At 45.4% G+C, this 14,056-nt stretch carries 14 protein-coding genes and 1 riboswitch; all 14 genes read right to left on the reverse strand.

Features of this window, described 5'->3' with window-relative positions:
• Positions 1–35 precede the first annotated feature (35 nt).
• A complete protein-coding gene (locus AC5ELV_RS05020; protein WP_493429365.1) occupies positions 36–1,097 on the reverse strand; it encodes a ThiF family adenylyltransferase in 1,062 nt (353 codons plus the stop codon).
• Positions 1,094–1,861, reverse strand: a complete 768-nt coding sequence (locus AC5ELV_RS05025) for a thiazole synthase (protein ID WP_493429366.1) — start codon at positions 1,859–1,861, stop codon at positions 1,094–1,096. The genes AC5ELV_RS05020 and AC5ELV_RS05025 overlap by 4 nt, the downstream gene beginning before the upstream one ends.
• A gap of 2 nt (positions 1,862–1,863) precedes the next feature.
• Positions 1,864–2,067 carry a sulfur carrier protein ThiS gene (thiS, locus tag AC5ELV_RS05030; RefSeq protein ID WP_307345607.1) on the reverse strand — a complete coding sequence of 68 codons (204 nt, stop codon included), beginning with the start codon at positions 2,065–2,067 and terminating at the stop codon, positions 1,864–1,866.
• A complete protein-coding gene (gene thiO / locus AC5ELV_RS05035) occupies positions 2,064–3,212 on the reverse strand; it encodes a glycine oxidase ThiO (protein WP_493429367.1) in 1,149 nt (382 codons plus the stop codon). The genes thiS and thiO overlap by 4 nt, the downstream gene beginning before the upstream one ends.
• 64 nt (positions 3,213–3,276) lie before the next feature.
• Positions 3,277–3,870 carry a thiamine phosphate synthase gene (locus AC5ELV_RS05040; RefSeq protein ID WP_493429368.1) on the reverse strand — a complete coding sequence of 198 codons (594 nt, stop codon included), beginning with the start codon at positions 3,868–3,870 and terminating at the stop codon, positions 3,277–3,279.
• A 264-nt stretch (positions 3,871–4,134) separates the two neighbouring features.
• Positions 4,135–4,243, reverse strand: a riboswitch (TPP riboswitch).
• A gap of 94 nt (positions 4,244–4,337) precedes the next feature.
• Positions 4,338–5,891, reverse strand: coding sequence for an ABC-F family ATP-binding cassette domain-containing protein (locus AC5ELV_RS05045; RefSeq protein ID WP_023988981.1), 1,554 nt, complete (start codon positions 5,889–5,891; stop codon positions 4,338–4,340).
• Between the two features lie 184 nt (positions 5,892–6,075).
• Positions 6,076–7,065 carry a hypothetical protein gene (locus tag AC5ELV_RS05050; protein WP_493429369.1) on the reverse strand — a complete coding sequence of 330 codons (990 nt, stop codon included), beginning with the start codon at positions 7,063–7,065 and terminating at the stop codon, positions 6,076–6,078.
• Entirely contained in the window at positions 7,052–7,606 is a 555-nt protein-coding gene (locus AC5ELV_RS05055) for a hypothetical protein (protein ID WP_493429370.1), read from the reverse strand. The genes AC5ELV_RS05050 and AC5ELV_RS05055 overlap by 14 nt, the downstream gene beginning before the upstream one ends.
• A gap of 1 nt (position 7,607) precedes the next feature.
• Entirely contained in the window at positions 7,608–8,003 is a 396-nt protein-coding gene (locus AC5ELV_RS05060) for a hypothetical protein (RefSeq protein ID WP_493429371.1), read from the reverse strand.
• Between the two features lie 40 nt (positions 8,004–8,043).
• Positions 8,044–8,523, reverse strand: coding sequence for a hypothetical protein (locus AC5ELV_RS05065; RefSeq protein WP_023988985.1), 480 nt, complete (start codon positions 8,521–8,523; stop codon positions 8,044–8,046).
• A 50-nt stretch (positions 8,524–8,573) separates the two neighbouring features.
• The gene (locus AC5ELV_RS05070) at positions 8,574–10,658 is read right to left on the reverse strand and encodes a hypothetical protein (RefSeq protein WP_493429372.1); all 2,085 of its coding nucleotides are present in this window, start codon (positions 10,656–10,658) and stop codon (positions 8,574–8,576) included.
• Entirely contained in the window at positions 10,648–12,483 is a 1,836-nt protein-coding gene (locus AC5ELV_RS05075; RefSeq protein WP_493429373.1) for a pilus assembly protein CpaF, read from the reverse strand. Before AC5ELV_RS05075 ends, AC5ELV_RS05070 begins: the two co-directional genes overlap by 11 nt.
• Complete coding sequence (locus AC5ELV_RS05080) at positions 12,484–13,341, reverse strand: hypothetical protein (protein WP_493429374.1); 858 nt, start codon at positions 13,339–13,341, stop codon at positions 12,484–12,486. It abuts the gene before it with no gap.
• Complete coding sequence (locus tag AC5ELV_RS05085; RefSeq protein WP_493429375.1) at positions 13,338–14,051, reverse strand: hypothetical protein; 714 nt, start codon at positions 14,049–14,051, stop codon at positions 13,338–13,340. Before AC5ELV_RS05085 ends, AC5ELV_RS05080 begins: the two co-directional genes overlap by 4 nt.
• Between the last annotated feature and the right edge of the window lie 5 nt (positions 14,052–14,056).

Raw genomic sequence — 14,056 nt, forward strand, 5'->3', positions numbered from 1 at the left:
TCATTCTCCGAAGAATGGCTTTCTGCTTTTTTGGTTTAACCCAAATAGCGATGATACAGACTTCTTGCTTTTGCCACGTCCTTGGTCCCATGGATTAACGCTCTGCCATCTCCAAAAACAACCAAGCGATGCTCGCTTGTACTAAAGGAAACCAAAAACGTATTCCGTTCTACTTCCCCCTCTCCCAAAGAAGCAAATCTATCTGCCGTTTCTGCAAGATTCAGATGGATCGGGTTTGCTGGTCTAATTTGAACGGTATCTCTGCCGCACAAAACATCTGTTTTCTGCCGATGAGAGGCGGACAAATAGGGATACGTCGGTTGACTGCCGCAAGAAGGACAGTTCTCCTTTTTAACGCTATCTACTGCTATCGCTACGTACTCATTTTTCCACAAATCAAACGAAAGCAGCTTTCCTCTCAAATCTTCCAGATATCCGCCAAGAAGTTTGAAAGCTTCCGTAGTTTGGTTAGCCGTTACCATCTGTACAGCCTGCGGAATAATCCCGGCGGTATCACAGGTTTCCCCACCAAACGGTACAGTTCCCAGCAGACAGTGAAGACAAGGCGTTTGACCCGGTATAATGGTGTAGGTTACACCGTAGCTGCCCACACATCCCCCATAAATCCAAGGAATCCGATGCTTGAGTGCCATGTCGTTCATAAGAAGTCGGGTATCGAAATTGTCGGTTGCATCCATCATGAGATCTACCCCCTGGATCAACTCTTCCAGCTCCTCCACCCCAACATCCAGTACATGTGCATGGATAACCGTTTCCGAATTAATATCCTTTAATCTTCGCTGAGCAGCTACTGCTTTGGGATATCTTTGCGCAGCATCACTTTCCTGAAAAAGCTGCTGTCGCTGCAAATTGCTCCATTCCACATAATCCCGGTCTACGAGGCTCACTGTACCTACGCCCCCGCGGACGAGCGTTTCCGCAATACCTGTGCCTAGCGCTCCGACCCCTACGATCAGTACGTGAGAGGAAGCAAGCCGGCGTTGTCCTGTCGGTCCAAAGGGCGCGAATCTTTCCTGTCTGGAATAACGATCACTTGGATGTGTTTCTCCTGCACCGGATTTGTCAGTTACCTTCATGCCTGAACCATGCCTTCTGTCGGACTGCTTGCTGAAGCATAACGTTTTACAGGAATCATCCCCGCCTCAAAACCATATCTTCCAGCACGAACAGCCAGTTTCATTGCCTCAGCCATTTTTACCGGGTCCTTCGCTCCTGATACGGCTGTGTTCAACAAAACAGCATCTGCCCCCAACTGCATCGCCATTGCCGCGTCACCGGGTGAGCGAATACCCGCATCGACAATAACCGGAACTTCCGCTTGTTCAATAATTAGCTCTAATGAAAATGGATTGAGCAAACCATGTCCTGTACCAATCGGTGATGCTCCAGGCATAACGGCGTGTACTCCAAGCTCTTGAAGCCTCTTTGCTAGAATCACATCGTCCGATATGTAGGGCAGCACGATAAAACCTTCTTCTAACAGCTTATCACTAGCTTTCAACGTTTCAAAAGGATCAGGCAGCAGTGTCTTGCTATCCCCAATGACTTCCACCTTAATCATATCGCACAGGCCGGAGGCTTTTGCCAATTGGGCAATACGAATCGCCTCCTCTGCTGTTGTAGCCCCTGCTGTGTTGGGAAGAAGTGTATACCGGCTCAAATCCAGCATATCGAGAAAATGCTGCTTATCCCGTTCCTCCAAGTTCAATCTCCGTACAGCAAACGTCAATATTTCCGTCTCAGCAGCCTCTACGGCTTGGGATTGGATATCCAGATCAGAGAATTTTCCTGTTCCCAACAACAGCCTTGAGGTAAAAGATGCTTTTCCAATGGTTAACATGATCAACCGCCTCCCACAAAATGTACAATCTCTAGGCAATCTCCATCCTTCAGTACCGCTTCATCATGATCTTCACGGGTCAATATATGCCGATTCAGCTCCACCACTACGGTTTTCACCTTTACATCAAGCTCATGTAGCAATTGATCCACATGAGTGATTCGATTAGAAAAGGTCAGGCTCTGGCCGTTAATCGTCAGCTTCATAAGCTTTCCTCCTTGAGGAGCTCAGAAGAAAATCTACTTATCCCAAATTCAGCCGCACCAGCCCCATTAAGCATAGCTGCCATCGCACGCCCGGTAGCATCACTCAGCAGGACACCGTTGCGATAATGCCCGACTGCAGCATATACGCCCTCGACCCCAGGTACACTGCCAATAAAAGGATGACCTGATGCGGCCTGCGGACGTAAGCCCGCCCAAGCGCGCATAAAAGAAGCTTCACGAACGCGCGGCAGCCAGGCAGAGGCACGTGCCAGCAACCCCTCCAAGCCTCCTACGGTCACCTCTTCGTCATATTGATACGGAAGACTCGTTGCCCCAATCCAAAGCTCGTTATTCTGTTTAGGCACGAGGTAAATATCATCAGCACAAATGGTGTATTCTAACGGGTGATCCTTCAAGGAGACCGCTACCGCTTCGCCCTTGACCGGATAAAGTGGATATTCAAACCCAACCTGCGCTAGCAATTTCATGCTATCCAAGCCTCCAGCAATAATGACCTGATCGCAGGAAAAAAAGCCACTATCTGTTCGGACACCGCAAACACGACCATCCTGTATGACCAGTTGCTCTGCCTGTGTACCAGACCATACCGTTGCTCCCAGCACCGCAGCAGCACCTGCATAAGCACGGCAAAGCTGTACAGGAGCCACTTGTGTCTCCTTTGAACGATATATTGCCCCGATCGCTTGTTCATCCAAACCAGGAATTCTGCGGGCCAATTCCCTCGCATCCCACCAGATAGAACAATCATCCTCTCGCGTTTTAGCAGCTTTCCAGCGCTTTTGGCCTTCAGTTTCCGTACGGAAAGGGGTCACAAATCCTTCTGTACGGAATTCCACCGAAATACCCGACAAACGCTCCAGATCACAGACAAGCTCAGGGAATGCATCTCGACTTCTGCGAGCAAATCGTGCCAGCTCAGAGTCGGTGAACTCTTCACTTTCCGCTGCCAGCATTCCAACCGCTGCTCCTGAGGCTCCCTCACCCGGGATCAATCGTTCCAGCATGATCGTACTTCTTCCCTCCTTGGCCACATGATAAGCTATGGAACTGCCGATGACACCTCCACCTATGACCAAGCATTCAGCATGTCCTATCGCTCTTGCCTCTGTGTGTATCTTTAGCATTTGTTCCGTGTCTCCTCTCCATAAACCCTTCTGCTTTCAGCTTGCCTCTACTCTCGTTTTCTCGCTACAGGCTGTGAACTACAAGATCTGCCATTCGCCTATATTCCATCGCAGCTGCAACGGGCGACTCAGCCTCCCATATACCAGACATCACCGCAATTCCGCTTGCTCCGGCCCTATAAAGCTCCGGGATATGATGCGGTTGTATGCCGCCCAGCGCGATCACCGGAATGTTCGACAGCCTGCAAATATGTTCAAGCTGAGCTAACCCCCGCGGTACAATACCGGGCTTACAATGGGTCTCATATACGTGACCATAAAGTACATAGTCCGCACCTGCCTGCTCGGTAGTCTGCGCCTCCTCCAAGGAATGCACAGACACTCCACAGCGTGTACTCTTAGGAAGTAGGCTTTTCACATCCACAACAGGTAATCCATTAGCTGGTAGTTGGACGGCTCCAACCAAAGTAAGTAAAGCTACATCCACACGATCATTTACTACAATTTGTTGCAGAGGAACTTCCTGCTCCACCATGCTGCGAGTCAAAGAAAGCAATGCAGAGGCACCATTCTGTTTTAAACGTGCGTGTACATAATGAACATACGGACAAATCACAGCAGCCACTTGGGCGGCTTGTGCAAAAGTGCCCTTTTCCATCGAAATTGCGTGTAATTCGATTTTGTCTTCACCTCACATTGGATTAAAGGATCTAAGCTTAGCCAGCCACGTCTACCAGCAGGAATGAAAGGGGATTGTATGTGAATCGTCTACGGAAGCTCGAACAACTTAAAATGAACGAAACGCAAAAAACCACTTCCCCAAGGAAGTGGTTTAACGAACGTCCAATAATCGAACGGACCATGATATCCGTATACGTGTATCGTCCCACGCACAAACAAAAATAAAGATGGCGTTGCCTTGTTTGTACGGCGCTCACTTCCCTACGCTGGCATAACCCAGATCAGGTGCAAAGGGTCCGAAATCCATTTATTCCGTCTCAGCCGCATGGGCGGCTCCCCTAGTGTGACTATTTTATTGTATAAGCTAAAGATAGCTTAGCATATTTTTCTAATTCTGCAAACCCCACTTCGTGTGAAATTTGCCAGAACTGGATTTAGTTGATTTTAGTTAACTTTACTTGACCACTCTTCCACATTCCACGTTTTGGTTACCCAATCCTCGTAAAAGTCCGGTTCGTGAGATACAAGCAATACGGTCCCTTTGTATTCCTTCAAGGCACGTTTCAGCTCATCCTTTGCTTTAACATCCAAGTGGTTGGTAGGCTCATCGAACAGTACCCAGTTGCTTTCACGCATTAACAGTTTGCAAAGACGGACTTTAGCCTGTTCTCCACCACTGAGCGCAGATAGCGGACGCGTGATATGCTCATTCTTCAAACCGCAACGCGCCAAATGCGCTCGTACTTCATGCTGGTTCAAATGCGGGAATTCATTCCACACATCGTCAATCGGTGTAATTTTCTCCGCCTTTACTTCCTGCTCAAAATAAGCGGGCTGCAAAAAATCACCTTGATAGGTTTTTCCACTGATTGGTGGAATTTTTCCCAATATGGTTTTGAGCAATGTCGATTTACCGACACCATTGTAGCCAACAATTGCAATCTTTTCGCCACGTTCAATCGTCATGGACATTTTAGGCAAAAGGGCATGCGTATAACCAATCTCAAAATCAATACCCTCAAATACCGTCTTTCCGCTTGCACGTGCTTCTTTAAATTGAAAGGTTGGTTTTGCGGCTTCTTCAGGCTTATCAATACGTTCGATCCGATCAAGCTGTTTTTCACGGCTCTTTGCTCGGCCTGATGTAGAGGCACGCGCTTTATTACGCTGAATAAAATCTTCCTGTTTCTTAATAAAATCCTGTTGCTTCTCATAAGCATCAATATGCTGAGCTTTGTTCAGATCCGCCATTTCAAGAAACTTTTCATAGTTAGCTGAATAACGGGTCATCTTGGCAAATTCAAGATGGTAAATAACATTAACGACCTGATTCATAAATTCAGTATCATGTGAAATAAGAATAAAAGCATAGGGATAGTCCTTCAAATAGCGCGTAAGCCATTCAATATGCTCTACATCCAAATAGTTGGTAGGCTCATCCAGCAGCAGGACATTCGGCTTTTCCAACAGCAACTTAGCAAGAAGCACCTTTGTCCGTTGCCCACCGCTAAGTGCAGATACATCCCGGTCCAGTCCTATGGCCGAGAGTCCCAGTCCATTCGCCATTTCTTCAACCTTCACATCAATGAGGTAAAAATCCCCCATATCCAATTGCTCCTGAATTTCACCCATCTGTTCCAGCAGCACTTCCAACTCTTCAGGAGAAGCATCCCCCATTTTGTCAGTAATCTGCATCATTTCCTTTTCCAATTCCAACAAAGGAAGAAAAGCGTCTTTCAAAACATCACGTACCGTTTTGCCCGGTGTCAGCTTGGTATGCTGATCCAGATAGCCGTAACGTACACGTGGAGTCCATTCCACTTTACCCTCATCCTTAAGCAATTTTCCAGTGAGAATGTTCATGAGTGTCGATTTACCGACACCGTTAGCTCCTACCAAACCTACACGTTCCCCCGCAAGCAATCGAAAGGAAACATTTTTAAATAATGCGCGGTCCCCAAAGTTGTGGGATACATTTTCTACAGTCAATAAACTCATAAGCTGTTTTTGGCTCCTTATTGTCATCGGCACTGCCGACTGTTCTTATTTCATATGCATTTCGTTTCTTTCAAAGCTTTATTGTAGCACATTCTGCATCCATATCGGAATATTGAAAACAGTGAATTTTAAGGTTTTTTGGTATGGATCTGCCTAAAAAAAGAAAAACCACCCATGAGGGTGATTATTTTAAGCCATTATAACATTTGTACTCAAAGTAACCCGCAGCTGCGGCAGATTTTTCATCCGTGAAACGTTCACTCGCTTTAAAGGGAGCTGGGCATGAATCTCTATAAAAATATTTCATTCCAGTATCTGGTTCTATGCCACCGATAATGTCTTGCTTTCTAACGACTCTCCCACCACCAAATCCATAGTTATTGTAATACCTGTCTCCGACCGGAATGCCTTGGATAAACGCGATCAGACCCACATCATCTACCGTGTTGTACCACTCCTCTTGCGGAATGATCGGTAGCGTGAACGAGTAAGTTATGCCGTTACGTGCTGCTTTTTCGTTATGAACATTAATAATTTGTGCTAGGTCCTCTTGAACACTGCGAACAATGGTGGAACGACGTATTTGCTCAAAAGTTTCTGAATTATTCAGCAAAGATATAGCGGTCTGATCCTGAAGTTCCTTTTGAAAGCCCTCCACCCACCTGTGATTCCGAGCATCGTATGCGTGCACATAATTATCCAAGGTGAACCCGACACTGTTGCCTACTGAATCAACATAGGCATATGGCTTTTTTTCGCTCCATTTGTGGCCAATAGCAGCTTGTCCATGCTCGTCTGTATAGGCTTCTGAGGTGAACGCATAATAACCATCATAATCCAGAATTACAATAGCTGGTATGTAATCCAATAATGCACGTTGTGCTACTATATCCCCATCAATGCCTACATTAAGAAAAAGGGTGTGCAGGAACGTCTTCAGCGCTGCTTCTTTATCTACCCGAAAAAACTTATCCGATCCGTATCCGGCCTCGCGTTCCTGACGTTCATTCTGTGAGAGCACAACCCCTGCATCCTGAACTGCGGTACGGAGAGCCGACGTATATTTCATTTCTAGCTGCTGCACTTCACGCTGATTCTGCACCCGTAAGTCACTAACTACACCAAAGGGCAAAAACAAAAGTATAAATATGACTGCAAAATCAGTAATCTTCATTCAGAACCATGCCCCCGTAAGAAGCTGTAACTGCCGGTTTGCCACTATCTGCCCCGCCAAGAAGCCATGATTTGTACAAGTCCGCAGGAGTCCGATTCGTATTATGTAACCGGACCGTAAAATAATCCCCGGCCATCAAGGTATACCGACGTGTCTGATCTGATTTTGACTGCTGATTGTCAGGAAACAGTACAGGCAAGATTTGCGGATTATAGTACCCATCATATACAGTTTCATAATTGCCCAGAAAACTGTCTGGCTTCGTGGCATCTGCATAGTCCGGTACATACTTTTTGTGCATATGTTCCAAGTCAACTTCGTACGTATTGCCTGTCAATTCCAGATCACGCATAAAATCGTTATACATCGTCGGTGTAATGTAACCTTTGGTTCTTGCCATATCAACAAAACGTACTGTTGAATGATATGTATTTAACCCGGATATATCATCCTGCCGTTCAGCAGCTTGTGCTGCGGGTACGATGTACAAAAGCAATACAGCGAGCAGCGCCCCCAACAGCTTCGATATTGTTTGAACCACTTCAGTCTTCCCCCAATTTCTCAAAACGTACAGATGTTATGTCCCCATTCCCATTCCGCTGTGGGTACATGGAATATATAGAGGAAGCATCCATGGTCGATACATCAAGCTCAAATGGTTCAGAAAATACATCATACTCTGTCCCGTCGACTTGAATCGAAATCCCCTCCTGTAAGTTCATGCGAATTGCCTGTATTACCTGAGTTCCTTTAATCCGTTCCGGCAACCCCACCCCAGTAGTACGGGCTATTCGCCCTTCAGAATGCTCCTCTTGCTGTGATCTTAATTCCAGTGCACCATCCAGCTGGCTGGACAAGTCTGCTGCCGTTACACATGCGGTTATGAACAGAATAACTGACACACCAAGCCGCAGCATACTTGAAGCGTGATCAGACATACTCTCATCCCCTTTATGATTATTATCTCTGCTGTAGTGCTTAGGACTGGGTAAACAACAACCCACGTACCACGTTCGATTTGTCTTTGACGATTTCAGCTTTAAATTTACCACTCGGATTTACGTATTCATTCTCTTTCTCATTAAGTGTATTCGTGATTTTCCCTGTCTTATCACTGCCACCATTCACGGCGCCATACTGTTCACTGTCTGGGCTAATGTTCAGAGCGTTACCGTACCACTGGCCTGCCATATTTTTGCCGGTTTTAATCTGAATGCCGAATTGGTCCTTCCCCTGAAACTTCCGCAGCGCATTGGTCACCTGGGAACCGCTAATCGTTGTGCCGTCATATACCGTAAAAGAGGCTTGAGACAATTCGGTCTGGATATCAGCAAAATTGTTTTGTGCCGTTTTAGTCGCCTCCTGGGCTGAAATAAATAGTATAACTACAATCGTAATTAGAGCGATGGTCAAAAATATCCCAGCGGCTACCTTTAAAGCTGTTGATGCGTTATTCATTATTTTTCTCTCCTAGCTTGTTATTTTGTATTAGTCATAGTAGAACTTTCTTACTGAATTTTTTGTATTTGTTCATAATAGTTATCCATTTGAACAAAGCTCATGCCGATTAACGGAATCACCAAATATAAAAAGATAAGACCATACATCGGGGCAAAACCAATCATCCTTCCCCAGATAGCCTTGCTGTCTATTATTTTTTCATACTCCTGTTTTCTTTGTTCGAAATAGTAGGACATATGGGATTCCAAATCATCAAAGGCCTCTCGAATCGTAATTTTACCTAAAGACAAATGAAGCTTATCCACGAGACGTTGAAATTCCGGCAAAGGTGCTTCTTCTTTTAGCAAGTCAAGAGCTGCCTCTGGCCCATGTTCATAATGAAGCAGACATTTTTGCAGAGGTCTTTTGAATATAACTGAAAATCTGTTCAGCCACTCCAATATTTCCTCGACAGACATTCGTTCCATAACCCGTAAAATGGAAATAACCGTTTGAAATTGATACACCTCATGCCTCATATCCAACCGACGCATTTTTCGTTGCAAATATAATAAAAGCATAGGCATTTGATAGGCTGCATATCCAACAATCAAACTAATCAGTATTTCCCACCACTTGATGTATTCATCATTCCAATCTTTCAGCTTTTGGAGGATACGCCAAGTATTTGTGGATAACTGTTCAGAAGTAACAGTTCCATTAGCATTATGCTCTAAAGCAGCGTACGTCTGTTCGTATGTGCTGTTCGACCTCATATTCAGCGAATGCATGATTTTGCGATCAATCTCACTCTGCTTCAAAGCTTCTATTTGCTCCACCGGACTTAAACGTCCAAACATTTGACCCGATTGCACCGGTGCGTGAAGGATATGCGTTTTCTCAGCTTCATGTAAAAAAAATATCGTACTGATACTGAGCACCAATCCTATGATAAAAAGAGCCATTCTGCGTATGTAGAGCCACTCCAGCTTAATCTCCGCACCACTTTCCTTTAATAGGAGGGTTATTTGAAAATAAGAAGACATATGCTGACGCGGAATTAAAGAATCCACCACATTACGAATGATGGGAAAACGGTATAGCTTCTGCTCCCAAACCCTTCGTCCTCTACCCGCACGATATCCTGTCTCGTCGGTCTGTTGCAGCTTCTGTAACAGGAAATAAGATACGATTATCACAATATAAACGGACAATTTCGTGATATAACCCAATTTCCCCTGATAAAACTCATCCATGGATGGAAAGCTGGATCTCGCCCATGTCTCGATTGGGGTGGTAAAGAAAACAGGTGCCAGTGCGATCACATTTAGACTTTTTAACAGATAGTCCAGTTTATTTCTTCGCAGCAACTCCAACTGAATTTCGCGTGCGAGACTGCCGAGTCCCTTCAAATAAATGGAGCCACCCTCCTCAACCCGATCACCAAACTCCATTACCATATACGAGATACCGGCAAAGGCTTTTAAAAATCGATTAGGAGCCGACTCATAGTATCTTTCCAATGCTTCGTGCGGATCAACATCTGTTAGCGCCTCATGGATGAGTCGTGCGTGTCTCCCGGCCTCTGCCTCCGCCAAATCGGCTGCTCCGGATATGGCTTCCTCCACCATGCCGTGCTGATGGTAATAATGACGTACATTGGCGAATAATTCAATCATCTGTGCAAGTAGCTTTTTTTCCATCCGGCTAATGGCCATATCCAAAATAAGACTGTTGATTACCACTCCACATAAAACGGCCAATATAGCAAACTCTATTCCTGGCTTCATCATGACCAGCACAACGCCACTGCAAGCAAAAGCCCCCCAGATGAACAGTGTCATCTTCATAGTCTGTAGGCGAAGCTTGTACTCATCGTAGGCATGCTGACCAGCTAGTCGCTTACGTACACTCGTGATGTACCCGGATAAGAAAGGGACCTTCATACACAACGTGTACAACTTATGCAGTAAGGCTTGCAGCTCACGTTGAAGCACCGCTTTTCCTTTGCGCCCTTCCTGAACAGAATGAATTCGTCCTCTGCGAACTGCATGACTACTGCGCTTATGCAACCCCCACAAAACTATATATATAAGCGCAAAGCCCCCACCTGATATTAGTAAAATCCATAATAAAATTTCTTTAAGACTCATAGTCTTCCTCCCAATAGCGGGTCAAAAAACTGCGGAAATCTCTGGCATCCTTTACATTCATCTGCTCACACATTTCTTTTGCACTTTTGGCAGTTAAGGGCTCCATCGGTATATAGCTTCCGTTCCGATATTCCATAACGTGGCGATAACTATAGCTCGTTGAAGCATTGGAGCCTGCATCCGCATGATCCGGGTCACGCGGCACACATTCTGTGATCCGTTCGATGTAGCGTCGCCCTTCCGCATCACGTTTGAGATGCACATCAAAGTTAATGACATGAACTACCTGTTCCTCAGCGATGCCTTCATGCTGAAACACTCCTGTTTTGAGCAATGAATTACGAAGTGAAAACACGAGATCACGAAATGTTTTGGCATGATGAGTAAAAATGGTGAACAGACTGGCAACCTGCGACATTTGAATCATCCAGGCAGCTACTTCATCACTTGCTACTTCGCCTAGGATATTGACGGTTCCATCTGTTTTTTTCTGCAAGTCAAGCCCTTGTTGTCCTGAAATATGATCCGTTTCTCGAAAGGTAAGAATGTTACGGCGACTGTAGATGCTGCGTAGATGCAGTTCAAAGGCCATTTCCTGAACACGAAGCGTATACGAAGCATAAATATGCTTGACCATCGCCATTAACAACGTCGTCTTACCTGAACCCTGCGCGCCTGTAATAGCAGTAATCCGGCTGCCTTTCATTAAATAAGAAAGTAGCTGGATTGGAAAATCAGCATTTTGTCCCTTAATTAACTGTTCCAGCGATGCGCTTTGAATATCAAATTTACGGACAAAGAAAGCCCATGATTCTGAGAAAGGAGGTCGCACCACCACTACCCGTGACCCATCCTTCATTTCATTGACCTTATAACCATTCGCTTCGGAAAGCTGTCCCGGGTAATTGTATTTGTAAATATTTTGGCACACCCTTTTAAGTTCACGCTCAGATCCGAAGGAAAGGAACGAAAGATGGATCGTTTTACCTTTATAAAAAATCCACACGCTCTCATAACCATTCGCAGCAGGCAGAGACGTCTTTTCAAATACATACCCGTCCGAAGGCCAGTCTGATGATGCAGGAATCCCACCTTCGGGCATACCACTGACGCCCCCACTTACACCGTCGATCCGCTGGTCACGAATATCATCAATGACGGAAAAGCCTTTGTAATGCTGATAAATCCGCTGGACAATAATATCCACCTTCTCCAAAAAGGAAAGGGGCCGGTACTCACAGTCATAGATATAACGAATGTCCTCTGCGGTAACGAGATAACTTCCATCTTCTTCACCTTGCTGTGAATACCTCATTTCGGCCAAGTCATAAGTATCCAGTAAACGTGATAGTGCATCAGCGCCAAACTTCTGCTGGTATTGGTAAAATATAATTTCGAATTGATCCTGTATGCTAAACAACTCAGGTCTAGAGAATGGCATAACAGTATCGACGATTTTCTCGTTCAAGCCGTAACCGTGAATCAGAAGCTCAGCCATCAGATTTTTAACAAAACGTTTATCTCCACTGCTACCATTGGCACAGTCCTTTAACGCCCTGCGTAGTTCCGCCCTTTGGTGGATACGCCGTCTATATTCCTCTTCATGCAATCCGGCATCCGCCATCTGGCTATGACTTAGTTCATGAAGTGCATTTTTGATAAACTCTATTAATATTTCGAAGGTAGCATCTTCGTTCTTTTTTTCTATCCGAAGGGTTGAATGTCGCGAGTGAAGATTCCCTCGATATTTAACAATAATCAGTACGATGCACATCAGCGCTATACAGGTAAGAATCAATCCGTTGATCATTTGAGCGGACAGCATTTAAGCGCCCCTCTCCAAAGCCTTGAGCCGAAGATCGGACTCTGCCGCCTCCAGAATAGCTTTGCTGATATGCCGTATACTCTGCGCCCATCCTACGGGCATAAAAAGCTTGCGGTGCTGCTCTTTTCCACTTCGTACCTCACGCTGCACATGGCCGATCACATCCCTGCGGTTCCATGCGTCCATAAATCCGGTACTATAAGGGACTGTATACAAAGCACCTTTGTAACCATATCTCCTGCGAATATTCGTTTCATTCACTTGAGAATGCACATCATATTTCCCAAGTACTATCAATAAGGGTAACGATGAGTAGGTAGATAATGGAGACACGGATTCAAAATAAGCGTCTAACTCTCGCATATTCTGAGTGAGTGAAAGAACGGCCAGTTTGGCTCGTGCACATGCTTCGTGCTGTACAGCCCCCCACCCTGCTCCACTTCCTGCATCAATTAGCGTTAAATCATAATATTGATTCGCTGTATCTATTACTGCCCGTACAAGCCCTGGAGACAGTAACGGCGGTGCAGCTCCAAAGCTGGAGGTTCCCTCAAGTACATCCAAAGTATGTTCGAGTACAGGTGTCGTATAATTACGAATATTTTCTTTAGTCAGTGTCCCTCGCAGAACTAAACGTGCGGCGGTATCCCAGCCCCCTTCCTGAAGCTGTAGGGTTGGATCGTCCATACCATACTCTTGTATAGGTAATCCTGATTCAATACCGGTATATCTACGACCCAAATGAGTCAATAATAGTCTTCCTCTATATAGATTGCCTATAGTAATTGCTATTGCTGCCGCCAAAGAGCTACTTCCACTAGCCCCCTTAATGGGGCTCCAAAACAAAATGGTACTCATGCTCTACTCCTTTCCGCACGCTTTAGCGCACGACGACTCACTTTTAATTCCCAACTCATCCATTCCCCAATACAACGGCATAATTCTTTCTTATACATTCTGGATAGCGGTTTTAGTAGCAGCTGTTTTTTATGCTCATTTTCCAGTTTCAGCGCAAGCAGCCCCTCATCCCATGGCAGTACATATGGCTCTTGCTGCCAAGAAGCCGGAAAATGGTTCATATATTCCCACAGGTACGGCTCCTCCACACTACAATCCACGGCCTGTAAAAATAGCTTGTGAAATACAAGACCTTGGGGAAATTCAGGTTGACTGAATAAATGCTCAAGCCAATTCTGTCCATCATGCATTAGCATGCGGCTATAATCACTGACCCAAACTCGCAGTTCTGCCCTTTTCCAAACAGAAATTGGACAAAAATCAGGTAACTCTACATCCAAAATAACAATGTCATAAGCCTGTTCTGCCCTCGGATCAGCCGTCACACCAATATGCAGGTCTTCCCATGCCGCAAATCCAATTGCTACATCAAAACCACTAAACTGCGTAATGGGAAGTGGTTTGTCAAGCATCCCTATGCTATACCGATACCGTCCCCGCAGCGTAGCATCCACAAGCAATACCTGCTGGCCGGATGCTGCTAATATGCTGCTGATGTATAACAAGGTATCGCTTTTGTCACAAAGCCCGGCAAATATCCATGTTTTCATACTTC

The sequence above is a fragment of the Paenibacillus sp. NMA1017 genome, from assembly GCF_058895805.1.